The sequence below is a fragment of the Cupriavidus sp. DF5525 genome, assembly GCF_040149425.2.
Lineage (GTDB): Bacteria > Pseudomonadota > Gammaproteobacteria > Burkholderiales > Burkholderiaceae > Cupriavidus > Cupriavidus pickettii_A.
In genome coordinates this window covers 2,048,207-2,069,115 of sequence record NZ_CP168266.1, presented here as the reverse complement: position 1 = coordinate 2,069,115, position 20,909 = coordinate 2,048,207, and the positions used below count along the sequence as shown (strand labels likewise).

The window sequence follows — 20,909 nt, the reverse complement described above, 5'->3', positions numbered from 1 at the left end:
ACAGTGTGCCTTGGTTGTTTGCGTGACAGGGGCCGTCAGGCGGCCTGGGTGAGGCCGACGGCCTGTTCTTTGCGCCGGCGCTCGCCGCGCTGGCTGTAGTGCATCCACACCAGGCTCACGCATACGGTGCCGTACATCAGCATGAAGCAGCTGCTGCGCACGCCGGTCAGGTCGGCCAGCATGCCGAACAGGATCGGCAGCACGAAGCCGCCCAGCCCGCCGGCCAGGCCGACCACGCCCGAGACCGCGCCGATGTTGTGCGTGAAGTCGTTGGAGATGAACTTGAAGACCGAGGCCTTGCCGATGGCGAAGGCGATGCCGACCACGAACAGCAGGAAGGTGAAGACGGTGGGCGTCAGCGCGATGCGGAAGGCCTGCGGGCCGCTGATGGTCTGGATGATGAAATCCGTCTGCGGATAGCTCAGCAGGAAGAAGCCGACCCAGCTCACCCACATCACCCACCAGGTGGTGCGGTGTGCGCCGTAGCGGTCGGAGATCCAGCCGCCGATGGCGCGCAGCACGCCGCCGGGCAGCGAGAAGCACGCGGCCAGGAAGGCGGCGGTCTTGATGTCGAAGCCGTATTCGCCGATGTAGTACTTGGTCATCCACAACGACAGGCCGACATAGCCGCCGAAGACCACCGAGTAGTACTGCGAGTAGCGCCATACGCGCGGGTCGCGCATCACGGCGAGCTGCTCGCGCCAGCCGACGCTGGACTTCACCAGGTGGGCCGGATTGCTGCGCGAGAACACCCAGAACAGCACGGCGGTGATGAGCATCGCCACCGAGTACACGCGCGGCACCGCGGCCCAGGTGCCGGCGGCCAGGATCATCGCCGGCGCGACGAACTTGGTCAGCGCCGCGCCCGAGTTGCCGGCGCCGAAGATGCCCATCGCCAGGCCCTGGCGCGAGCGCGGGAACCAGCGCGCCACATAGGGCGTGCCGACCGAGAACGAACCGCCGGCCAGCCCGACGAACAGGCCCAGCACCAGCAGCTGCCACAGGCTGTGCGCGTACGAGATCAGCCAGATCGGGATCACCGTGGCCAGCATCAGCACGAAGAAGACGATACGGCCGCCGTAGCGGTCGGTCCAGATGCCAAGCGGCACGCGGATCAGCGAGCCGCTCAGCACGGGGGTTGCCGCCAGCAGCCCGAATTCGGTGTCGTTGAGGCCGAGTTCCTGCTTGAGCGGAATACCGAGGACGGCGAACAGCATCCAGACGGCAAAGCAGATGGTGAAGGCGAAAGTGCTCGACGCCAGCGTGATTGCGGCACCGGGCGGTACGGGCTCCGGCGCGCGTGGTTGGGTGGCCATGGCCATGCTCCTGTGTCAACTTTGGCGGGGGTGATGCCAGAGTAGGGGCGGTCACCTGCGCTGCCTATTCGCCGGCAGCACAGCGCAGGCGAGGGAGCGATCTGCCTTTGGAGGTAGTTCTACCGACGGAGGCCATCGGCGCGGCGGCGGTGCTATCGTGCTTGCAGCACCGACGCATCCGTTCGTGTGCATGCGGCAATGCTGCGCTGGATCAAGAATCCGGCGCGCACCGCACCGGCGCTGCCGGTCTACCTGACTTCTTTCTTCCGCCATGGAAACCATCCCGATCCTTCCCGCCCGGCGCCCGTCGCCATCCGGCAAGACGCCCGCCGGGCCGCCGCCGCGCGGCTTTGCCCTGTTTGCGCTGGGGTTCCGGCCGTTCTACCTGGGCGGGGCGGTGTTCGCCGCGCTGGCGATCGCGGCATGGTCGGCGATGCTGGCGGGTGTAAATGCGGTCGGTCCGGCAGCCGCGATCCCGGCGATGTTCTGGCATGCGCACGAGATGGTGTTTGGCTTCGCCGCTGCCATCGTGGTCGGCTTCCTGTTCACCGCGGGGCGCGCATGGACAGGGCAGCCCACACCGACCGGCGCCGCGCTGGCGGTGCTGTTCCTGCTGTGGCTGGCGGGGCGCGTGGGCATGTGGGTGGCGCCGGGCATCGCGGCCTTCGTGATCGAGGGCGCGTTCCTGCCGCTGGCGGCGCTGGCCTTCACGCGCACGCTGGCAAAGGCCGGCAACCGCCGCAACTATCCGCTTGCGCTGGCGCTGTGGCTGCTTGCCGTCGCTGACATCGCCAGCCTGTGGCTGCAGGCGCGCGGCCAGGATGGCGCGGCGATGCAGGCGTGCCGCGCCGGCGTCGCGCTGGTAACGCTGTTCGTGGTGGTGATCGGCGGCCGCGTGATCCCGATGTTCACGACCAATGCGATCCCGGGATTCCGCCTGCGGCAATACCGGCAGGTGGACCGCATGGTGGTGCCGGCGGCGGTGCTGGGGTTGGCCTCTGGGCTGCTGCCCCTGCCGGGCTGGCTGGCGGCGGCGCTGTCGTTGCTGGCGGCCGCGGTGCTGGCCGTGCGCGTGGCAGGCTGGCGCGGCTACGCGGTGGGCAACCGGCCGCTGCTGTGGGTGCTGCACCTGGCCTATGCGTGGCTGCCGGTGGCGCTGGCATTGCAGGCACTGGGCGCGCTCGGACTGGTGATGGCCGGGCTGGCGACGCATGCCTTCACCGTCGGCGTGCTCGGCGTGGCGATCATCGCCATGATCACGCGCACCGCGTTGGGCCACACCGGACGCATGCTGGCAGCGGGCCGCGCGGAAACCGCGGCGTACTGGCTGGTGGCTGCCGCCGCGGTGCTGCGGGTGTTCGGGCCGATGCTATGGCCGGCCGGGTATTTGCACTGGGTCTGGGGTGCGGGCGCGTGCTGGGTGGCGGGGTTTGCGCTCTACGCGCTGACCTATGCGGCGCGGCTCATGCGCCCGCGGGTGGACGGCAAGCCGGGCTGAGGTGCGGGGTCAGGGGCAGGCTTGCGCCACGGGCACGGCGGCGCGGCTGCCGTTTTCCAACCTCACGCTGAGCCATGCCACCGCGAGCGCAGCCAGCGGTGCCAGCGCGGCCACCCACGGCAATGCTGTCAGCCCCGGGCCGTGATCAACCACCACGCCGCCCAGCCATGCGCCAATGCCATTGCCGAGGTTGAAGGCGGCGATGTTGAAGCTTGACGCCAGGTTCTCGCCGGCACCCCGGGCGTGGCGCAGCACTCGCAGTTGCAGCGGCGAGACGGTGGCAAAGGCGGCAATGCCGAGGATGCCGACGAACGCCACCACCATCACCTGGCTGTGGATCGCCAGGGTCATCGCCGCCAGCACCAGCGTCAGCGTGGCCAGCGTCGCCAGCACCGCGCGGGTCGGCGTGCGATCGGCAAAGCGGCCGCCAAGGATATTGCCGATGATCATGCCGGCACCGAACAGCAGCAGGATCGGTGACACTGCCGCTTCGCCAAAGCCGGACACCCGCGTCAGCAGCGGCTGCACGTAGGTGATCACCGCAAAGATCCCCATCGACTGCAGCACCGTCATCAGCAGGCCCAGCAGCACCTGCGGGCGGCCGATGGTGGCCAACTCGTCGCGCAGCGCCACCGGTGCGCTGTGGTCGCGGCTCTTCTTCACCAGCAGCGCGATCACCGCCAGCGACAGCAGCCCGATCAGTGTCATCGCCCAGAAGGTCGCGCGCCAGCCCAGGTGCAGGCCCAGCCAGGCGCCGGCGGGCATGCCCAGCAGCGTCGCGAGCGTCAGGCCGGAGAACATCACCGAGATCGCGGAGGCGCGGCGGTCTTCCGGCACCAGCCCGGTCGCCACCACGGCGCCGACGCCGAAGAAGGTGCCGTGCGTGAGCGAGGTCAGCACGCGCGCGATCATCAGCGTGGTGTAGTCCGGCGCCAGCGCGCAGGCCGCATTGCCGATGGTGTAGATCACCATCAGCGCCAGCAGCACGGCCTTGCGCGGCATGCGCCGCGTCAGCAGCGTCAGCACCGGCGCGCCGGCGAATACGCCCAGCGCATAGCCGGACACCAGCATGCCGGCCGCGGCGATGGTCACCTGCAGGTCGGCGGCGACCTGCAGCAGCAGGCCCATGATGACGAACTCGGCGCAGCCGATGCCGAACGAGCCGGCGGTCAGGGCATAGAGCGCGACGGGCAACCGGCCGCGGGCGGGCGGGGCGCCGGCGGGGGTGGTGCCTGATGAGGCGGGGGCGGAAACTGGGGAGGCCATTTTTCTGAAGGAACGGTCGGCGAGGAAAGGAAGGCCGCAGTCTGCGCCTTTCCGTCTTCAGCAAAAACCGGCATGATCCATAATCAGTTTCAATGGAATTTTGATAATCATGGACCGGATCGGCGATATCGGCCTGTTCCTGCGCGTGCTCGACCTGGGCTCGATCAGCGCCGCGGCGCGCAGCCTGGACTTGTCGGTGGCGGTGGCCAGCCAGCGGCTGCAGCGCGACCTGGGCGTGCGCCTGCTGCATCGCACTACGCGCCGGCTGCATGCCACGCCCGAGGGCGCGGTGCTGGCCGAGCAGGGCCGCGCGCTGGTGGATGACCTGGAGGCGCTGAGCACGTCGCTGCGGCAAGCGGGCACCGGCGTGTCGGGAACGCTGCGGATTACCACGTCGTCATCATTCGGGCGGCTCTACGTATCGCCGCTGTTGCCGGAATTCCTGCGGCAGCATCCCGGGCTGACGATGAGTGTCAACCTGACCGACAACGTGCTGGACCTGGTCAGCGCGGGCTTTGACCTCGCCATCCGCATCGGCGCGCTCGACGACTCCACGCTGGTGGCGCGGCGCCTGGCCAACAACCAGCGCTTGCTGTGCGCCTCGCCCGATTACCTGCGGCGGCGCGGCATCCCGCAGACGCCGCAGGACCTGGCGCGGCATGACTGCCTGGTGCTGGTCGGCAGCCAGGGGCGGCAGGATATCTGGCGCTTGGGCGATGGCACTGGCGGCGAGATGGCCGTGCGGGTGCGCGGGCGCATCGAAGCCAATACCGGCGAGTTGCTGTCCGATGCGGCGCTGGCCGGCTTTGGCATCGCGCTGCATTCCACCTGGCATGTCTGCGCCGACCTGCGCGCCGGCCGGCTGGTACAGGTGCTGGCGGACTACCCGGTGGCCGACACCGGCATCTACGCGGTGATGCCGCAGCGCCGGCTGGTGCCGCCGCGCGTGCGCGCCTTTGTCGATTTCCTGGCCGGGCGCTTCGGCGACAACCCGCCGTGGGAGTAGGCGGCCGGCGCGTAAGGCGCCGGCCCCGCTCTCCGCGCTAGCCGGGCGGGTGCGCCGCCGCGCGCCGGTAGTCGCCCGGCGTCATGCCGGTCCAGCGGCGGAAGGCGCGGAAAAACGAGTTGGCATCGTCAAAGCCTAGCCGGAACGCGATCTCTCCCAGCGACATCGCGCCCTCGGTCAGGAAGCGGCCGGCCAGGTCGCGGCGCGCTTCCTCGCACAGCGCCCGGAAGCCCGTGCCCGCGGCCATCAGCCGGCGCTGCAGCGTGCGTTCGCTGACGTCGAGGTGGCGTGCCACCGCGGCCAGGCTCAGCGCGCGTTCGCCCGCGAGCTGTTGCAGGGCGGCGCGGACATCGTCCAGCGACGCCGCCGACGGCCGCGGCTCGCCCGTGGCCGACTGTGTCGACGGGCTGGGGCGGGCGCGTGCCATCAGCCGCAGCGCCAGGTCGCGGCGGCCGAACACGATCGCGTCCTCCGGCTCGCCGAAGCGCACCGGGCAATCGAACGCCTCGGTATAGCGCAGGTGCCAGTCCGGCTGGCCGATGCGCAGCGACACGCGCAGCGGATGCAGCGGCTTGCGCGTGAACTGGCGCCCGAAGGCCAGCAGCGAACACAGTTCCATGTCGATGCGCGGGCGGGTGTCGGGCGCTTCGGGCTCGCTCGGGCAGATGCAGACCCAGGCCTCGTCGCCCTGGCGGCGCAGTTCGATGCGGTCGCCCGACATCAGCCGCTGGTAGCGCGCGATGCGCCGCAGCGCGGTGCCCAGCGACGGGCCGGCCATGGCGGGCAAGCCGGCCAGGCCGAGCAGGTCGGGCTGCATCCGGCTGCCCAGCCACAGGCCGATGGCCGGGTCGCCGGTGGCCTGGTAGACGGCGCACAGCAGATGGCTGGCCTGTTGGGGGCCGGCCGCCGGCGCGGCGGACGGGAAGTCGGTATCGGATTCCGGGGCGGGCGCGAGTGCCGAAACGTCGTAACCGCCTTCACGCAGCGCGTGCAGCAGGTCACGAGGCAACGGCCCGGTTTGGTTGGGCTCTTGTATTGTCATTGTCATTGTCTGGCTGGTCGGCGCAACAAGCGCCATTGCAGCCCCCGGTAACAAAAAGATTACGCGGTGCCATGCGCGCCTTCAAGGGCACAAGGCGTGTCGGAGTGTGGCCTAGCCGGCTAAGCAAAGGGGCGAATGCGTGCGAGGCCGCGCAGAGCCGGGCCGGGAGTGGGATGCAACCCGTTGCCTAAAATTTGTGCGGTCCGGTGCGTTGGCGCACAGACTGGGCTTTCCGGGCTGGTGTGGGGGAGGATATCCACAGATTCTGTGGATATCACGTCGGGGTTTTCAACATGGGTTTGTGCGGCTGCCGCGACGCGGCGTAAACCGTTATGCTTGGCGGGCTCTGGTGCATGCCGGTCGCGCCCGACGTCGCCCGTGCCTTCGATGGGTTGGCGTCGTGCCGCCATCGTGCGCCATCTGTGCGGCTTCTGCCGCCATACTGCGGCCAACCTGGTTGGCCTAACCGCGACTCCACCTGCCTGCCGCCATGCGCCATGACCGGTCGTCCGCAGTCCCGCCCCGCCTTGTCTTGTTGCCGCTGCTCGCCGCCGCCGTGGCACTGCCCGGCTGCGTGGCCCAGTACCGCGTGCCGTCCGGCGCCCCCACCGCGAGCGTGCGCCTGCTGACCAGCACCGACGACAACACCTCGTTCACCGTGGTCGATCCGGCCAAATGCCCGGTGCCGGCCCGGCCGCTGGTCCTGGCGGGGATGGGCAAGCAGTTGTCGGCGATGGGACGGGATCGTGGCCTGGACATGCCAGGGCGCTCGCCTGAGCCGCCCGCGCGCACGCGTGAGCGGCTGGTCGAGGCCGGGCGACGCATCTACCTGGCGGCGACGTCGGCCGCGGCGCCCCCGTTGCCGGAGATGCGCTGTGCCGCGGGCGTGTCGTTCGTGCCGCAGGCCGGCAGCCAATATGAGATCCGCTATCAGCGGGACGAGACGGCGAGCCAGTGCTCGGCGCAGGTATTGCGCATGCAGCCGCTCGCGGACGGGGGCGCGCGCCTCACCAGCGAGCCAACCCAGCAGGGCTTCAGGGCGCTGCGCAAGGAGTATGTCTGCCAGGCGCTGTGACAGCGCGCTGGCGATCGGCGCTGGCGATCGGGATCCGGCGATTAATACGGGCGTTTCAGCGCGCCCGTCCTCTTAATCGCCAGCCTTGGTTTATTGCTCGATCAGGAAGCGTTCCGGGCGCTTGCCCAGCCAGGCCGGGGCACGGCCGCGACCCGACCAGGTCTTGCCGGTCTTGGGATCCATATACTTGGGAGGCAGTCCCGAGGCCGCCTTCCTGCTGGCCGTGCCGGCCGGGCGGCCACGCTTGCGCCGGGGCAGGATGTCTTCAGCGGTCAGGCCATATTCGGTCATCAGCTCGCGGATTTTGTCGATCACGCCGGCCACTTCCGATGCGCGCACTTCATTCAGCTTGGCTTCCAGCGCTTCCTTCTCAGCCAGGAGTTGCTTGTATGTCGCCATTTATATCCCCTTTCTGCAAATAGGCCGCTGCATGGTACTAGAAATTGCGTTGGCGGTTGACATAAAAAATTTTACAAAAAATAACGGAGAATGCACGGACAGATTGATTGCCGGCCCGAATCGATCGTTTCACACCACACAATGCGGTCCGCATTGCCTGGTTCAATGCCCGGGTTTGCCCTCGTTTTAACGGCAATCAAAATCGCGCATCCGGGGGGTTTAGCGCCTAGACTGTTTGTCTGCGCGCCGCGCAGCGTCCGACACGACTACCGGAGCCCCCGATGAACCAGCAGATCTTTGTCAATTTGCCCGTCCGCGACCTGCAAAAGTCGATCGCCTTCTTTACCCGGCTCGGCTTTTCCTTCAATCCGCAATTCACCGACGAGACCGCCACCTGCATGATCGTGGGCGAGAACATTTTCGTCATGCTTCTGACCGAAGCGAAGTTCCGCAGCTTCTCGCCCAACGACATCTGCGATGCGCGCAAATTCACCGAGGTACTGGTTTGCCTGTCGATGGAAACCCGTGCGCGCGTCGATCAAATGGTGAGCGATGCGGTGGCGGCGGGCGGCAATACTTACAAGCCGCCGATGGATTTGGGATTCATGTACGGCCACGGCTTCCAGGACCTGGATGGGCACGTCTGGGAACTGGTGTACATGGATATGGCCGCGATGCAGAACGCGAGCGCGGAATCCCAGTGAGTCCGGCGCAGTGAGGCGGGATTTGGCGAAGCGTTATTTCGCCAGCGGCTGAATAAACCGACAGGCAAAAAAAAAGCCCGGGAAAGCAGGAAGCCCGGGCTTGAAATCCACCAGGATCACGGTGGAGGAGACAACTCGTTGTCAGCGTCCCGGGCACGGTGCCCGGGACGCGGCAGGCATCGGTCAGATCGCCCAGCCACCGGCATAGAACGCGGCCAGCACGATGGCGATGGCAACCGTGCCGAGATTGAGCTTGCGCCATTCGCCGGCGACCACGCGGCCCACCACCAGGGTGCAGAAACCCAGCATGATGCCGGTGACGATATTGCAGGTGAGCACGATAAATACGGCGCAAACCAGGCCCGCGAGCGCATCGACCAGGTCGTCCATATGCAGGCGGCTGACGCTGGACAGCATCAGCAGGCCCACGTACATCAGCGCCGGCGCGGTGGCGTACGACGGCACCAGCGCGGCCAGCGGCGAGAAGAACATCACCGCCACGAACAGCAGGCCCACCACCACCGCGGTCAGGCCGGTCTTGGCGCCGGCGGCCACGCCCACGGTCGATTCGATATAGGCCGCGGCCGGGGCGCCGCCGAACATTGCCGAGAAGATCGAGCTGACCGAGTCCGCGGTCAGTGCGCGCCCGCCGTTGTGGATATGGCCGGCGGCATTGAGCTGTCCGGCTTGTCCGGCGACGGCACGGATGGTGCCGGTAGCGTCAAACACTGCGGTCATCACCAGCGCCAGCACGCTCGGCAGCACCGCCGCCGACAGCGCGCCGCGCACGTCCATGGCGCCGATCAGCGACTGATGGCCCGGCGCGCTCAGTGACGGCAGCGCGAACACGCCGGTGAACTTTACCGCCGGATCGAAGGCCAGGCCCAGCGCCGAGATCGCGATGATCACCAGCAGGATGCCGCCCGGCACCTTGCGGCGCTCCAGGCCAAAGATCGCGGCCAGGCCCAGCACCGACATCACCACCGGGAACGAGGTGATCTTGCCCAGCGACACCGGCAGGCCGGCGTGGGCGTTCTTGACCACCAGGCCGACCTCGTTCGAGGCGATCAGCAGCAGGAACAGGCCGATGCCGATACCGGTGCCGTGCGCCACGCCGGCCGGCAGGTTGCGCAGAATCCAGGAGCGCACGCCGGTGACCGAGATCGCGGTGAAGACCACGCCCATCAGGAACACGGCGCCCAGCGCGACGGCCGGCGACAGGCCCTGCCCCAGCACCAGCCCGAAGGCCATGAACGCGGTCAGCGAAATCGCGCAGCCGATCGCAATCGGCAACTTGGCCCACAGTCCCATCAGCAGCGAACCGAACGCGGTGGTCAGGCATACGGCGACGAATACCGCGCTGGTGTCAAAGCCCGCCTTGCCCAGCATGCCGGGCACGACGAACACCGCGTAGACCATCGCCATGAAGGTGGTGACGCCGGCCACCACTTCGCGCCGCTGGGTGCTGCCGCGCGCGGTGATCTGGAAATAGGCATCGAGCCGGTTCCTGACTTCCGGGACTTGGGGGACCTGGGGGCGTGTGGCATCGGCTTCCGTCACCGACGACGGATAGGGCTGTTCGATCATGGTGATCTGTCTCCTTGCGGGCGCTGCAACGTCCGTCGTACGGATCGTCGTCAGGCTTTGTCTCACTTGGTTCTGGGTATCGGGCCGGAACCTGGCCGACCCTCTTTTATCGGTGTGCCGGCTTGTCGGTGCCTTCTGTGCGGGCGTGATCTGGGCAAGGCTGAAGGCTAGGTGACCGCGCGGATTCCGTCATAACGGCCGGAAAATGCGCGGCATGTGCCGGGGGGAATATCGAATGTGAGCAATCAGCCTCTTGAGACGGGAGATCTTTCCCAAGTGCGCTTTGGACGGCCTGGCGTTATCACGCGACTGATATAGGGCCTATAGGGGCAGACCCGGATGATTCGGGCGTAACTTCTCTATACTAGGGATAACCCTGAATCGCCTCATTCGGCCGGCCATGCGATGGCTTGGTGTGCAGCATGAGGCCCCTGTCTATCCCCTCCGTCCGGAAAGGAAACCACAATGCAAGTGCTCGCCGACACGCTCTATCGCCAGCCCGTCCAGTCCAAGTCCCGGCCGGCGGCCGCCCGCGACATCGCTTGCTACGCCCGCATGGGTTCCGGCCGCTCGCTGGCGGCGCGCGTGCGCGACTGGTTCGCCCGCGGCTGGACGCTGTACCTGGGCAATGCCCGCGACGCCGCGCCCATCACGCATCTCTGAACTGAACACTGTCCTTTTTCCCGTCAGTACATGCCGGTGCGGTCCATGAACGCCTGCAGCGTCCAGCCCTGCCCGAGCAGCAGCATCCGCGTGTGCAGCCCATCCCGGACCCCGGCGCTGACCGTCTCGCCAAGCCACGTCAGCGTCTTGTGGCGCAAGTCCACATAGCCGGCGGCATAGTCGCTGCCCAGCGCCTGCCATAGCGCATTGGCGCCAGCCGACTGCCGCGCGCCGCTCAGCAGGCACAGCCCGCCATCCAGCGCCCAGCGGTACAGCGCCGTGGCCAGGCCGCGGCGCTGGTAAGCGGGTGCAAACTTCGTATGCGGCGCGCGCACCCAGGGATCGGCCCGGCGGCCGACCTCGATCAGCCGGTTGAAGACGGTATAGCCCGCCAGCCGGCGCTGCATTACGTCTTCCACATACACGTAATACTCGCCGTCCGCCTCGCGGTAGCGCAGGCGCAGGCCTGGCGCGCCCGCCGGCAAGGACGGCATCGCGTGCAGCCGGTCGCCGGGCCGGCCGATGCGGTCGTGCAGGGCGCCGAGCTCGCGCTCGATGTCACCTGGGGCGAGGTCTACGTCGATGCGCAGTTCGAGCGCGCGCGCGAGCGGTGAGAAGGCCTGCACCGGTAGGCGCAGGGCATGGCGGTTCAACATGGCTGCACTCCACCCGGCTCAGGGATTGAGGATCAGGTAGAGGGCGGCAAGCGCCACCATGGCGCAAACGGTATGGCGGTAGAGCGGTGGCATGACTGGCTTTCTCCTGGCTGCATGTTCGGGCGGATACCGGATGGCATCCGCGACATGGGCCGTGCGGGAAAGCTCAGGGTTGGAGGGTGGTGCCCCGAGCTGCCCGCACGGCCAGGAAAAGCACGGCGCGGCGGACCTGGCCGATGGCGGCCTGGTCGATGGCAACGCCCGGACGCTGCGCGGTGCCCGCGCGCACGCCTGCCGCCGGCAGGGCCGGGCGGTTCAGTGCGGCGAAGCGGACGGGGCGGAACATGGTCGTCGGGGCGGCGATGTCGGAAGGAACATTGCTTATGCCATACATGAGCGGCAATGTCTACCCAACCTGCGGATATCCTCTTTTAACTCCGTACTACTTCGCGGCCGGTTCGCGGGAGCTTGCAGCCGCCCACGCAGATCGGCTCAAGCGTCAATTGTGAACACTGTCTACATGTACTAGACTCGGAAACATCGTTCGACGGCCTTATTGCAGGAGCCAAGATGACGACTTCCACTGCCCCCGACACCGGCCCCGTGATGTTGCTGGTCGCCACGACCAAGGGCGCCTGGTTCCTGACCAGCGACGCCACGCGGCGCGACTGGCAGATCCAGGGCCCGACGTTCCTCGGCCACACCATCCACCACATCGTGCAGGACCCGCGCGAACCGTTGCGCATGCTGATGGCCGCGCGCACCGGCCACCTTGGCCCGACCGTGTTCCGCTCCCCCGACGGTGGCCGCAACTGGACCGAAGCCACGCGCCCGCCCGGCTTCGACAAAGTGCCGGAAGGTGAAACCGGCCGCGTCGTCGACCACGTGTTCTGGCTCACACCCGGCCACGCCAGCGAGCCCGGCACCTGGTACGCCGGCACCTCGCCGCAAGGCCTGTTCCACAGCACGGACCACGGCGCGACCTGGGAACCGGTGACCGGCTTCAACGATCATCCGAAATGGCGCGAATGGACCGGCGGCGAGCAGGACGGCACGCCCGACGGCCCCAAGATGCATTCCGTGCTGGTCGATCCGCGCGATGCGCGGCATCTCTATATCGGCATGTCCAGCGGCGGCGTGTTCGAGAGCACCGACGGCGGCGCCGACTGGCAGCCGCTGAACCGCGGCAGCCTCGCCACCTTCCTGCCCGATCCCAACCCGGAATACGGCCAGGATCCGCACTGCGTGCTGCAACACCCCGCCGCGCCCGACATCCTGTACCAGCAGAACCACTGCGGCATCTACCGCATGAACCGGCGTGAAGGCGTGTGGAAGCGCATCGGTGAAGCCATGCCGGCCGAGGTCGGCGACATCGGCTTTCCCATCGTCGCCCACCCGCGCGATGCGCGCACCGTCTGGGTCTTCCCGATGGATGGCAGCGACGTCTGGCCCCGCGTCAGCCCCGGCGGCCGCCCGGCGGCCTACGTCACGCGCGACGGCGGCGAAAGCTGGCAGCGCCAGGACCGCGGCCTGCCGCCCGAACAGGGTTGGTTCACCGTCAAGCGCCAGGCCATGGCCACCGACGGCCATGCGCCGGTAGGCGTGTACTTCGGCACCACTGGCGGCGAGATCTGGGCCAGCGGCGATGAGGGCGATTCATGGCAATGCCTCGCCAGCCATCTGCCGCAGGTGTACGCCGTCACCGTGGCGCGGCCCGCGTAACGAAGCAACAGTCGATCCGGAGAACATCCATGCAGGTCCGCATCGCGACGCCGCTCTTCTCCTACACCGGGCAGCGGGAGTACGTCGAAGCCCATGGTGCCAGCATCGGCGAACTGCTCGAGGATCTCGACCGGCAGTTTCCGGGCATGCGCTTTCGCATCGTCGACGAGCAGGGCAAGCTGCGGCCGTATATCCGCGTGTTCGTGAACCGTACGCAGCTGATGCGGCTGGATGCGGCGCTGAAGGAGACGGACGAGGTGCATATCCTGCAGGCGCTGGCGGGAGGGTAGATGCCCGCCTACAGCGCCTGCAGATACGGCCAGGGGTAGATGCCGCGGTCATGTCCGTCGCTGAACACGATCTGGATGCCGTAGCCCATTTCCTCCAGGGCAGTGATGCGCACCGCCTGCGCTGCCCCTTCTTCAGAAGGCAGGCTGCGGCAGGCGGCGCATCGGCATGCCGCGCGCAAGCGGGCATGGTCCAGTGACTGGCACTGTCCGTCCGGCCACCAGATGCGCAGCCTGCCTTCGGCGGGCGCAAGCTCCAGGCGCGTGGGTACAACCATGCCGCCGCTCATGCCTCACCCTGCGGTTGGCCGATCTGTGCCAGCGCAATCCATACCGCCTTGCGTACCTCCGGATCCGCGTCGTTCGCCGCGGCGGCCAGCGCCGGCAGCGCCGCAGCGTCCTGCAGGCTTCCCAGCGACAGGGCAGCTTCCTTGCGCAGGTTGCTGATCGAATGAACAAGCTGCGCCGTCAGCGGCACCAGCGCCGCGCGGTCACGCAGCTTGCCGAGGGCTCTCGCAGCCTGCAGCCGGACCTGCCAGTAGGGATCTTCCAGTGCATCGATCAGCGGACGCACGGCTTCGGGGAATTTCAGCTTTCCCAGCGTCTGCGCGGCTTCTTCCCGCACCTGCCAGGCGCCGTCGCGCAAGGCGGAGAGCAGGGCGTCGCGCGCTGACGGGTCCGCTGCCAGGCCGAGCGCGCCCGCGGCGGCCCGCCTGACTTCGGTGTCGGCATCGCTGGCGGCGACCTGGGCCAGCGCGGGCAGGGCTTCGCTGCGTTTGAGCCAGCCCAGCACAGTCACCGCTTCGCGCCGCACTGAGGCCGCCGCGTCGGACAGTGCGGCCATCGCCGCATCGAATCCCGCTGCGTAGCGCAGCTCGCGCAGGCCGCGCCAGGCGGCCGCGCGGACAAAGGGATCGTCGTGCGACACCCATGGCAGCAAGGCGGCGCCGGAGGCGGGATCCTTCAGTTCCGACAGGCCCTGGGCCGCAGCCTCGGCTACGTCGCGGCAGGGGTCGGCCAGCGCCGCCGCCAGCGCCGGCACGACCGCTTCCAGCTCCCAGCTGGCCAGCGTGCGCGCGGCCTCGGCGCGCACGGTCTCGGCCGGATCGGTTTGCAGGCGTTGCAGCAGCAGGGGCACACCGGCTTCATCTTCGAGGTCGGCCAACTGGAGCACCGCCACCCGGCGAATCGCCGGGTCGGGGTCGGCCAGGCGTGGCGCCAGTGCGCCAATGGCGGGATGAAGGTCAAACAGGGAATCGTCGGGCAAGGCGAAAACGTGCGGCATAAGTCGGGGCAATAGGGCAGTCAGGCGGCAGTCGCCAGCGCGCTTTGGATGGGAGCGGGCACGCCCTGGAGCGGGCCGCCCCGGTAGTGCTCGTGCAGCAGCTCGCGGCAGTGGCGCTTGAGACGGATAAAGCCGTCATCGGTCAGCAGGTCGCCATCGCGAGGCCGGTCGAACGGAACGAGGATGTCTTCAAGGATGCGGCCGGGCCGGTGCGACATCACCAGCACGCGGTCGGCCAGGAACAGCGCCTCGTCGATGTCATGGGTGACGAAGACCACGGTGGTGCGCATCTGCGCCCAGACGTCGAGCAGCAGCGCCTGCATATAGGCGCGGGTCTGTGCATCCAGTGCGCCGAACGGCTCGTCCATCAGCAGCACCCGCGGCCGGTTGATCAGCACGCGCGCAATCTCCACGCGCTGTTGCATGCCGCCCGAGAGCTGGGCGGGGTAGCGCTGCGCGAAGCTGCCCAGGCCGACGAGGTCGAGCAGGGCCTGCGCCTCGCGCCTGCGCTCCGCGGCGGGCACGCCCTGCATCTTGAGGCCGAAGCCGACGTTGTCGAGCACGCGCTTCCAGGGAAACAGCGAGTGTTGCTGGAACACGAGCCCACGCTCCGGGGCAGGGCCGCGCACCGGCACGCCGTCGAGCAGGATCTCGCCGGCCGCGGCCGGCAGGTGGCCGGCGATGGTGCCCAGCAGCGTGGACTTGCCGCAGCCGGAGGGCCCGAGGATGCAGACGAACTGCCCCGCCGGGATATCGATGGAAAGCTGGTGCACGGCGGTAAAACCTGCATCGCCGTTGCCCAGCGCCACGTCAAGGCCGCGCACCTGCAGGCGGCCCGCGCGGATGTTCTGGCTGGTCCCGGTCATGCGCGCACCTCCTGCAGGCGGGTCCACGGCATCAGCCAGGCGCCGACGCGCTTGATCAGCGCGCTGCTGCCCATGCCGAAGGCACCGATCAGCAGCATGCCGACGACGATATCCGCATAGTTCTGCAGGTTGTACGCCTCCCAGGTGTAGTAGCCGATGCCGTACTGCCCGGCAATCATCTCGGCGGTGACCAGGCAGAACCAGGACGTGCCCATGCCGATTGCCAGTCCGGTGACGATGCTGGGGAGCGCGGCGGGCAGCAGCACCTCGGGGAAGACGGTCCAGCGCCCCGCGCCCAGGCTGCGTGCGGTGGCAACCAGGCGGGGATCGGTACGCTCCACGCCGTGGATGGTGTTGAGCAGGATGGGGAAGAGCGCGCCGATAAAGGTGATGAAGATCATGCTCAGTTCCGAAGAGGGGAACATCAGGATCGCCAGCGGAATCCACGCCACGCCCGGGATCGGCCGCAGCACCTCCAGCGGCGGCAGCAGCAGGTCCTCCAGCCAGCGCGAGCGGCCGATCGCCATGCCGAGCACGATACCCGTCAGCGCCGCCGCGCCGAAGCCGGCGAACACGCGGTACAAGCTGTTGCCCAGGTGCAGCACCAGCTTGGGCGACTGCAGCAGCTGCCAGGCCGCGGGCACCACGTCGCTGGGCGCCGGCACGTTGGCGAAGGTGACGATGCCAAGGTGGGCCCGGTGCGACGAAGCCAGTTGCCACAGCGCGATGCAGCTCGCCAAGGCGGCGACGCGCACCAGCCAGCGGGCCAGCCGCACCCGGGCCAAGCCCGCCGGGGCGGGCGCAGCCGGGGGCGCCGCCGCTTCAAGAGAGATCGAGGTCATCGCTGCGCTCCGCTTCAGTGGCTGGCCACGGCGACAGCGCTGCCGCTGACCGCGGCAAAGTCACGCACGTTGCCGCCATGGCTGCTGGCCCAGCTATCGGCCGAGCCCTTGAGCAGGAAGGCGCTCACCTGTCCCTTGCCGTCCTGCACGTACCACGCCTTGTCGGCCAGCAGCTTCAGGCCGGTGTTGCGGTCATGCACATACAGCACACGCGCCTTCTTGCCATCCTTGCCGGCCTGCCTGAGCGCCGCGAACGCCGCCGCCGGCGAGGCATAGGCGCGCACCTTCGGCTCGCCCTGCAGCCACAGCTGTGCGGCCAGTTTCGGATCGGCGATCGGTTTGCCTGTGGCGGCGTCCTTGGCCGCCAGCGGCTGTTTGTCGTAAGACTTCAGGCGCGCGGCGTAATCCAGCCCTTCCAGCCGGAAGGCTTCGCGGATATAGCGGTCGTCGATCACGCTATCGGCGCTGAGGTCGGCATCGGTGCGCTTGAGCAGCTTCAGCGTCTCGATCGAGGTCTGCAGCGCCTGGCGATACTCCGGCTTCCAGGTGTAGTCGCGGTTCTGCAGGCCGAGCGGGCCGTGGAACAGGTAGTCCACCTCGGCGTCGATGCCGGTCACCTTCGCGATCAGCTCGCTGTATTTCTCGGGCTCCGCTGCCATCAGGCGGTCGGCCTCGATCGCGGCACGCAGGTAGGCCACCACGATCTCCGGGTACTTCTGCGCGTATTCCGCGTTCACCAGCGCGCCGTGGAAGGTGGGTGCCTCGGCCTGGGCGCCGTCATAGATCTTGCGGGCAAAGCCGCGGAAGGCGAACAGCTCCGGGAACGGCACAAAGTTGGCATGCCCGTCCACCTTGCGCGCCTGCAGCGCCGAGCCGCCGACTTCAGGCGATTGCGAGACCAGTGTCACGTCCTTGTCCGGGTCCCAGCCCTGCCGCTTGATCGCGCGCAGCAGCATGCCGTGCGCGGTGGAGCCGAAGGGCACCGAAATGGTCTTGCCCTTGAGTTCCGCCAGCGACTGGACAGGAGAGTCCGCCGGCACCACGATGCCATTGCCGGTGCCGATCGCATTGCCGGACAGCGGGGCGATAAACAGGCTCTTCTTGCCGGCCTTCTGGAAGGCCGCGGCATTCAGCGAGCCGGGGAAATCCGCCATCGCGCCGAGGTCCAGCTTGTCCGCCACCATCTCGTTGGTCAGCGGCGGGCCGGAGGTGAAGTTCTTCCATTGCACGTCGTAGCTGACGTCCTTGTACTTGCCGGTGCGCGGCAGGTACTTGTCGAGCAGCTTGAGCTCGCGAATCAGCAGGCCGCCGGTGGCGCAGTTGATGGTGGTGTCCTGCGTGCCGATGGCGACGCGGATGGCTTCCGCGCTGGCCGGCCCGGCCAAGCTGGCGGCAGCCAGCGCAAGGAGCAGGCGGATGGTGCTGGTGGATGCTTTCATGGGTTTCCTCTGATCTGTTCTGTTGTCTTTGGCGGACGCATGCACGCGCGGGCTAAGGGGGGCTTGTCGGGCAGGGAAAGCAGGGCGCATCGGGCTTGCGCGGAATTCCGGAGAATCAGGAAAACGAAGCGCGTCAGCGCAGCAGGTACGGGATCTCGACCCGGACCGCGCCGGTGGGGCAATCCTTCTCGCAGGGCATGCAATACCAGCATTCGTCGAACTGCATGTAAGCCTTGCCCTTGGTCAGGTCGATGGCCAGCAGGTCCATCGGGCAGACATCGACGCAGACGGTGCAGCCCTTGTCGGCAATGCACTTGTCTTCATCGATGGTGACCGGCGCGCTGCTGCGCTGGGCGATCTCATGCGGTGTGTAGGCCATGGCAGTGTTTCCTTCAGGCGGCGGCCAGGGTGGTGGCTTTGGCAGTGGCGGTGGCTGACGTTGCGGATTCACCGCGGCTGACGCGCAGCCGCTGGTAGGCGGTGGCGTCGTCGCCATCCACCGGGACGATGTACGGTTCGATCGCGCGCTTGTGGCTGACCATGCGCCCGGATGCGTCCTTGCTCAGGTGGGCATGGCAGAACCATTCCGCATCATTGCGCTGCGGATAGTCCACGCGGTGGTGATAGAGACCCCATCGGCTCTCGGTGCGGAACAACGAGGCACGTGCCGCCATTTCCGCGCAGTCGCGGATCGCCATCACCTCCACCGCGCGCATCAATTCGTGCGGATTGGCGGCGCGGATCTGGTCGATATCCTCAGCGATGGCGTCGAAACGCTGCAGGCCAATTTCCATCTTGCGCGTGACCTTGGGCGGCTGCAGGTAGTCGTTGACCATGCGGCGCAGCTTGTATTCCACCTGGGCCGGGGGCAGGCCGTGCTCGCGCGCGAGCGGCGCTAGCACGCGGGCACGCTCCGCCTCCACCTGGGCCGCATCGGCTTCGGGCAGGCTGCGGCCAACGACATACTCGGCCGCGTTCTGCCCGGCAAACCAGCCATAGGTGAAGGCACCCAGCATGTAGTTGTGCGGCACCGCGGCCATGTCGCCGGCGGCATACAGGCCCGGCACGGTGGTCTCGGCGCGTTCGTTCACATGCACGCCGGAGGCGCTGTGGCCGCTGCAGAAGCCGATCTCCGAGATATGCATCTCCACCATCTGCTTGCGGTAGTCGGTGCCGCGGCCGGCGTGGAACTGTCCGCGGCTGGGCCGTTCGTTGGTGTGGAGAATGGTCTCGATGGTCTGGATAGTCTCTTCCGCGAGATGGTCGAGCTTCAGGAAGACGGGGCCGTTGCCGCCCTGGAGCTCCTGATAGAACTCCCACATCATCTGGCCGCTCCAGTAATCGCATTCGATAAAGCGCTCGCCCTTGCCGTTGGCGGTATAGCCTCCCAGCGGTCCGGTTACATAGGCGCACGCCGGCCCGTTGTAATCCTTGATCAGCGGATTGATCTGGAAGCATTCGAGATTCGCCAGCGCCGCACCGGCGTGATACGCCATGGCATAGCCGTCGCCGGCATTGGTCGGGTTCTCGTAGGTGCCCATCAGGTAGCCGGAGGCGGGCAGGCCAAGGCGGCCGGCGGCACCGCAGCACAGGATCACGGCGCGCGCGCGGATCACGTGGAAGTCCGCGGTGCGGCAGTCGAATCCCATCACGCCGCAGGCGCCGGCGTTGGCATCGGTCAGCACGCGGGTGGCGACGATGCGGTTGGTGATCTCCACCCGGGCGCGCTTGAGCTGGCGGTAGAGCACCTTCTTGACGTTGTGCCCTTCCGGCATCGGCAGGACATAAGAGCCCATGTGATGGACCTTCTTCACCGCGTAGTCGCCGGTCTCGTCCTTCTCGAACCTGACGCCCCAGCGGTCGAGCTGCTCGATGGTGGTGAAGCTGTGGCGCGCGTAGGCGTAGACGGTCGACTGGTCGACGATGCCGTCGTTGGCCACGGTGATCTCGCGGGTGTACTGCTCGGGCGTGGCATGGCCGGGGATCACGGCATTGTTCAGGCCGTCCATGCCCATCGAGATGGCGCCGCTGCGCTTGACGTGCGCCTTGTCGAGCAGCAGCACGCGCAGCGCGGGGTTGCGCTCCTTGGCCTTGATCGCGGCCATCGGACCGGCGGTGCCGCCGCCGACGACAACGATGTCGTATTCGTGAGTCAGGGTGTTCATGCGGAGGACTTCCCCTTGCTGGCAGGGTTGCGAGGCCGGGCCGGGCCTGCGGCCTTGGTGGAGGTTGTGGCTGGCGCCACGGTCGCGGGTGCAGCCTTGTGCCGGTCGACGCGCAGCCGGTACTGGAACGCGTCGCCGCGGAAGTAGAGAAACTCGTAATCGATCGGCGTGCCCTGCGCATCGTGGGTCAGGCGTTCGATGCGCAGCACCGGCGCGCCTTCCTGGATGCGCAGGGCCTGGGTCAGGTCTTCGTCGGCGAGGATCGCATCGACGCTGAGGTCGGCATGGCCGAGCTTTACGCCGCAGTCGTTCTCCAGGATCAGGAAGATGTCGCGCGTGGCCAGGTCGGCCGTGACCAGCCGCTTGCCGACGGCCTCGGGCACCCAGGTCAGCTCCAGCGACACCGGTTCGCGGTTGAGCAGGCGCACCCGCCTGATCTCCACCACCGGATCGCCCTCGCGCAGCCGCAATTGCGCGGCAACGTGGCGGCTGGCCGGCACGCATTTGCAGCTGCGCACCTGGTTGAGGATCTCGTAGCCCATGCTCGACATCGCCTCGGCAAAGCCTTGCAGGGAGGTGATGTTCTGGAAGGCGCGGGGTTTGGAGACGAACGTGCCCTTGCCGTGGATCTTGAAGATCAGGCCCTCTTTCTGCAGGTCGCCCAGTGCCTGCCGCACGGTGATGCGGCTGGCGGAGAAGCGCTCGCCCAGCTCGCTTTCCGATGGCATCTGGTGATGCGGCGGATAGGTGCCGTCGAGGATGCGGGCACGCAGGGCGTCCTTGATCTGGGTGTAGAGCGGCAGCGGGATCGGTGTCGCTTCGGACAGTTCCGCTGTTTCGGGTGTGGGTTCCGCGTTGGTCCGGGTCGTCATCGGATCGACATCTTGTTATGACAAGTTGGAAACAACTATATGGACGACCCTGTCGCGACGGAACGAAGCAATCCGGATATCCAACGACGAAATCCGAGCTTGCGGCACGCCCCCGCGGCGTGCCGCCTTGTGATGGCGTGCCCCGGACCGCTGCGCCGCGCAGCCCGTCGCGCTGCGTCCCTCAACTCTCCATTCCCCAGGCCGATATCCAGTCATGAC

The 20,909-nt window shown here is 67.8% G+C and carries 22 protein-coding genes; 7 read left to right on the top strand and 15 right to left on the bottom strand.

The window, feature by feature from the left end; all coding sequences use genetic code 11:
• Positions 1 to 35: 35 nt before the first annotated feature.
• On the bottom strand, positions 36 to 1,316 hold the full coding sequence (locus ABNX08_RS30660; RefSeq protein ID WP_022539551.1) for a nitrate/nitrite transporter: 1,281 nt from the start codon (positions 1,314 to 1,316) through the stop codon (positions 36 to 38).
• Between the two features lie 271 nt (positions 1,317 to 1,587).
• Here ABNX08_RS30660 and ABNX08_RS30655 point away from each other — a divergent pair, with 271 nt between their 5' ends.
• Entirely contained in the window at positions 1,588 to 2,814 is a 1,227-nt protein-coding gene (locus ABNX08_RS30655; RefSeq protein WP_022539550.1) for an NnrS family protein, read from the top strand.
• 9 nt (positions 2,815 to 2,823) lie between these two features.
• Here ABNX08_RS30655 and ABNX08_RS30650 read toward each other — a convergent pair whose 3' ends face one another.
• Positions 2,824 to 4,080, bottom strand: coding sequence for an MFS transporter (locus ABNX08_RS30650; protein WP_022539549.1), 1,257 nt, complete (start codon positions 4,078 to 4,080; stop codon positions 2,824 to 2,826).
• A gap of 109 nt (positions 4,081 to 4,189) precedes the next feature.
• Here ABNX08_RS30650 and ABNX08_RS30645 point away from each other — a divergent pair, with 109 nt between their 5' ends.
• Positions 4,190 to 5,086 carry a LysR family transcriptional regulator gene (locus ABNX08_RS30645; RefSeq protein ID WP_022539548.1) on the top strand — a complete coding sequence of 299 codons (897 nt, stop codon included), beginning with the start codon at positions 4,190 to 4,192 and terminating at the stop codon, positions 5,084 to 5,086.
• 37 nt (positions 5,087 to 5,123) lie between these two features.
• Here the strand turns inward: ABNX08_RS30645 and ABNX08_RS30640 are convergent, their stop codons facing one another.
• Entirely contained in the window at positions 5,124 to 6,128 is a 1,005-nt protein-coding gene (locus ABNX08_RS30640; RefSeq protein ID WP_349609800.1) for an AraC family transcriptional regulator ligand-binding domain-containing protein, read from the bottom strand.
• Positions 6,129 to 6,660: 532 nt separating this feature from the next.
• On the opposite strand from ABNX08_RS30640, the gene ABNX08_RS30635 reads away from it, so the two are divergent.
• The gene (locus tag ABNX08_RS30635; protein WP_349609798.1) at positions 6,661 to 7,203 is read left to right on the top strand and encodes a hypothetical protein; all 543 of its coding nucleotides are present in this window, start codon (positions 6,661 to 6,663) and stop codon (positions 7,201 to 7,203) included.
• A gap of 90 nt (positions 7,204 to 7,293) precedes the next feature.
• On the opposite strand, the gene ABNX08_RS30630 is transcribed toward ABNX08_RS30635, so the two are convergent.
• Positions 7,294 to 7,602 carry an H-NS histone family protein gene (locus ABNX08_RS30630; RefSeq protein WP_022539545.1) on the bottom strand — a complete coding sequence of 103 codons (309 nt, stop codon included), beginning with the start codon at positions 7,600 to 7,602 and terminating at the stop codon, positions 7,294 to 7,296.
• Positions 7,603 to 7,883: 281 nt separating this feature from the next.
• On the opposite strand from ABNX08_RS30630, the gene ABNX08_RS30625 reads away from it, so the two are divergent.
• A complete protein-coding gene (locus ABNX08_RS30625; protein WP_022539544.1) occupies positions 7,884 to 8,306 on the top strand; it encodes a VOC family protein in 423 nt (140 codons plus the stop codon).
• A gap of 183 nt (positions 8,307 to 8,489) precedes the next feature.
• On the opposite strand, the gene ABNX08_RS30620 is transcribed toward ABNX08_RS30625, so the two are convergent.
• Entirely contained in the window at positions 8,490 to 9,893 is a 1,404-nt protein-coding gene (locus ABNX08_RS30620) for an NCS2 family permease (protein WP_022539543.1), read from the bottom strand.
• 465 nt (positions 9,894 to 10,358) lie between these two features.
• Between ABNX08_RS30620 and ABNX08_RS30615 the strand changes: the two genes are divergently transcribed.
• The gene (locus ABNX08_RS30615; protein ID WP_022539542.1) at positions 10,359 to 10,556 is read left to right on the top strand and encodes a hypothetical protein; all 198 of its coding nucleotides are present in this window, start codon (positions 10,359 to 10,361) and stop codon (positions 10,554 to 10,556) included.
• A 23-nt stretch (positions 10,557 to 10,579) separates the two neighbouring features.
• Here ABNX08_RS30615 and ABNX08_RS30610 read toward each other — a convergent pair whose 3' ends face one another.
• The gene (locus ABNX08_RS30610) at positions 10,580 to 11,212 is read right to left on the bottom strand and encodes a hypothetical protein (protein ID WP_022539541.1); all 633 of its coding nucleotides are present in this window, start codon (positions 11,210 to 11,212) and stop codon (positions 10,580 to 10,582) included.
• A gap of 166 nt (positions 11,213 to 11,378) precedes the next feature.
• Entirely contained in the window at positions 11,379 to 11,558 is a 180-nt protein-coding gene (locus ABNX08_RS30605; protein ID WP_041682216.1) for a hypothetical protein, read from the bottom strand.
• 224 nt (positions 11,559 to 11,782) lie between these two features.
• On the opposite strand from ABNX08_RS30605, the gene ABNX08_RS30600 reads away from it, so the two are divergent.
• The gene (locus ABNX08_RS30600; protein WP_022539539.1) at positions 11,783 to 12,934 is read left to right on the top strand and encodes a sialidase family protein; all 1,152 of its coding nucleotides are present in this window, start codon (positions 11,783 to 11,785) and stop codon (positions 12,932 to 12,934) included.
• A 29-nt stretch (positions 12,935 to 12,963) separates the two neighbouring features.
• Positions 12,964 to 13,224: a MoaD/ThiS family protein gene (locus tag ABNX08_RS30595; protein ID WP_022539538.1), complete on the top strand. Its 261-nt coding sequence runs from the start codon at positions 12,964 to 12,966 to the stop codon at positions 13,222 to 13,224.
• 8 nt (positions 13,225 to 13,232) lie between these two features.
• On the opposite strand, the gene ABNX08_RS30590 is transcribed toward ABNX08_RS30595, so the two are convergent.
• The 8 genes from ABNX08_RS30590 to ABNX08_RS30555 form a co-directional block, all read right to left on the bottom strand.
• Positions 13,233 to 13,499, bottom strand: coding sequence for a DUF971 domain-containing protein (locus tag ABNX08_RS30590; RefSeq protein WP_041682215.1), 267 nt, complete (start codon positions 13,497 to 13,499; stop codon positions 13,233 to 13,235).
• An 8-nt stretch (positions 13,500 to 13,507) separates the two neighbouring features.
• Complete coding sequence (locus ABNX08_RS30585; protein ID WP_022539536.1) at positions 13,508 to 14,506, bottom strand: HEAT repeat domain-containing protein; 999 nt, start codon at positions 14,504 to 14,506, stop codon at positions 13,508 to 13,510.
• 20 nt (positions 14,507 to 14,526) lie between these two features.
• A complete protein-coding gene (locus tag ABNX08_RS30580; RefSeq protein ID WP_022539535.1) occupies positions 14,527 to 15,372 on the bottom strand; it encodes an ABC transporter ATP-binding protein in 846 nt (281 codons plus the stop codon).
• A complete protein-coding gene (locus ABNX08_RS30575; protein ID WP_349609793.1) occupies positions 15,369 to 16,214 on the bottom strand; it encodes an ABC transporter permease in 846 nt (281 codons plus the stop codon). Before ABNX08_RS30575 ends, ABNX08_RS30580 begins: the two co-directional genes overlap by 4 nt.
• Before the next feature lie 14 nt (positions 16,215 to 16,228).
• Positions 16,229 to 17,653 (bottom strand): ABC transporter substrate-binding protein, encoded by a 1,425-nt coding sequence (locus ABNX08_RS30570; RefSeq protein WP_022539532.1) that lies wholly within the window; start codon positions 17,651 to 17,653, stop codon positions 16,229 to 16,231.
• Between the two features lie 133 nt (positions 17,654 to 17,786).
• Positions 17,787 to 18,032: a ferredoxin family protein gene (locus ABNX08_RS30565; RefSeq protein ID WP_022539531.1), complete on the bottom strand. Its 246-nt coding sequence runs from the start codon at positions 18,030 to 18,032 to the stop codon at positions 17,787 to 17,789.
• Between the two features lie 13 nt (positions 18,033 to 18,045).
• On the bottom strand, positions 18,046 to 19,818 hold the full coding sequence (locus tag ABNX08_RS30560) for a fumarate reductase/succinate dehydrogenase flavoprotein subunit (RefSeq protein WP_022539530.1): 1,773 nt from the start codon (positions 19,816 to 19,818) through the stop codon (positions 18,046 to 18,048).
• Complete coding sequence (locus tag ABNX08_RS30555) at positions 19,815 to 20,690, bottom strand: GntR family transcriptional regulator (protein WP_022539529.1); 876 nt, start codon at positions 20,688 to 20,690, stop codon at positions 19,815 to 19,817. The genes ABNX08_RS30560 and ABNX08_RS30555 overlap by 4 nt, the downstream gene beginning before the upstream one ends.
• Positions 20,691 to 20,909 lie beyond the last annotated feature (219 nt).

What these genes read in the sequence shown, in the direction of transcription:
- ABNX08_RS30660 (WP_022539551.1), bottom strand. Translation starts at nt 1,316, where the DNA reads ATGGCCACCCAACCACGCGCGCCGGAGCCCGTACCGCCCGGTGCCGCA.
- ABNX08_RS30655 (WP_022539550.1), top strand. Translation starts at nt 1,588, where the DNA reads ATGGAAACCATCCCGATCCTTCCCGCCCGGCGCCCGTCGCCATCCGGC.
- ABNX08_RS30650 (WP_022539549.1), bottom strand. Translation starts at nt 4,080, where the DNA reads ATGGCCTCCCCAGTTTCCGCCCCCGCCTCATCAGGCACCACCCCCGCC.
- ABNX08_RS30645 (WP_022539548.1), top strand. Translation starts at nt 4,190, where the DNA reads ATGGACCGGATCGGCGATATCGGCCTGTTCCTGCGCGTGCTCGACCTG.
- ABNX08_RS30640 (WP_349609800.1), bottom strand. Translation starts at nt 6,128, where the DNA reads ATGACAATACAAGAGCCCAACCAAACCGGGCCGTTGCCTCGTGACCTG.
- ABNX08_RS30630 (WP_022539545.1), bottom strand. Translation starts at nt 7,602, where the DNA reads ATGGCGACATACAAGCAACTCCTGGCTGAGAAGGAAGCGCTGGAAGCC.
- ABNX08_RS30625 (WP_022539544.1), top strand. Translation starts at nt 7,884, where the DNA reads ATGAACCAGCAGATCTTTGTCAATTTGCCCGTCCGCGACCTGCAAAAG.
- ABNX08_RS30620 (WP_022539543.1), bottom strand. Translation starts at nt 9,893, where the DNA reads ATGATCGAACAGCCCTATCCGTCGTCGGTGACGGAAGCCGATGCCACA.
- ABNX08_RS30615 (WP_022539542.1), top strand. Translation starts at nt 10,359, where the DNA reads ATGCAAGTGCTCGCCGACACGCTCTATCGCCAGCCCGTCCAGTCCAAG.
- ABNX08_RS30610 (WP_022539541.1), bottom strand. Translation starts at nt 11,212, where the DNA reads ATGTTGAACCGCCATGCCCTGCGCCTACCGGTGCAGGCCTTCTCACCG.
- ABNX08_RS30605 (WP_041682216.1), bottom strand. Translation starts at nt 11,558, where the DNA reads ATGTTCCGCCCCGTCCGCTTCGCCGCACTGAACCGCCCGGCCCTGCCG.
- ABNX08_RS30600 (WP_022539539.1), top strand. Translation starts at nt 11,783, where the DNA reads ATGACGACTTCCACTGCCCCCGACACCGGCCCCGTGATGTTGCTGGTC.
- ABNX08_RS30595 (WP_022539538.1), top strand. Translation starts at nt 12,964, where the DNA reads ATGCAGGTCCGCATCGCGACGCCGCTCTTCTCCTACACCGGGCAGCGG.
- ABNX08_RS30590 (WP_041682215.1), bottom strand. Translation starts at nt 13,499, where the DNA reads ATGGTTGTACCCACGCGCCTGGAGCTTGCGCCCGCCGAAGGCAGGCTG.
- ABNX08_RS30585 (WP_022539536.1), bottom strand. Translation starts at nt 14,506, where the DNA reads ATGCCGCACGTTTTCGCCTTGCCCGACGATTCCCTGTTTGACCTTCAT.
- ABNX08_RS30580 (WP_022539535.1), bottom strand. Translation starts at nt 15,372, where the DNA reads ATGACCGGGACCAGCCAGAACATCCGCGCGGGCCGCCTGCAGGTGCGC.
- ABNX08_RS30575 (WP_349609793.1), bottom strand. Translation starts at nt 16,214, where the DNA reads ATGACCTCGATCTCTCTTGAAGCGGCGGCGCCCCCGGCTGCGCCCGCC.
- ABNX08_RS30570 (WP_022539532.1), bottom strand. Translation starts at nt 17,653, where the DNA reads ATGAAAGCATCCACCAGCACCATCCGCCTGCTCCTTGCGCTGGCTGCC.
- ABNX08_RS30565 (WP_022539531.1), bottom strand. Translation starts at nt 18,032, where the DNA reads ATGGCCTACACACCGCATGAGATCGCCCAGCGCAGCAGCGCGCCGGTC.
- ABNX08_RS30560 (WP_022539530.1), bottom strand. Translation starts at nt 19,818, where the DNA reads ATGAACACCCTGACTCACGAATACGACATCGTTGTCGTCGGCGGCGGC.
- ABNX08_RS30555 (WP_022539529.1), bottom strand. Translation starts at nt 20,690, where the DNA reads ATGACGACCCGGACCAACGCGGAACCCACACCCGAAACAGCGGAACTG.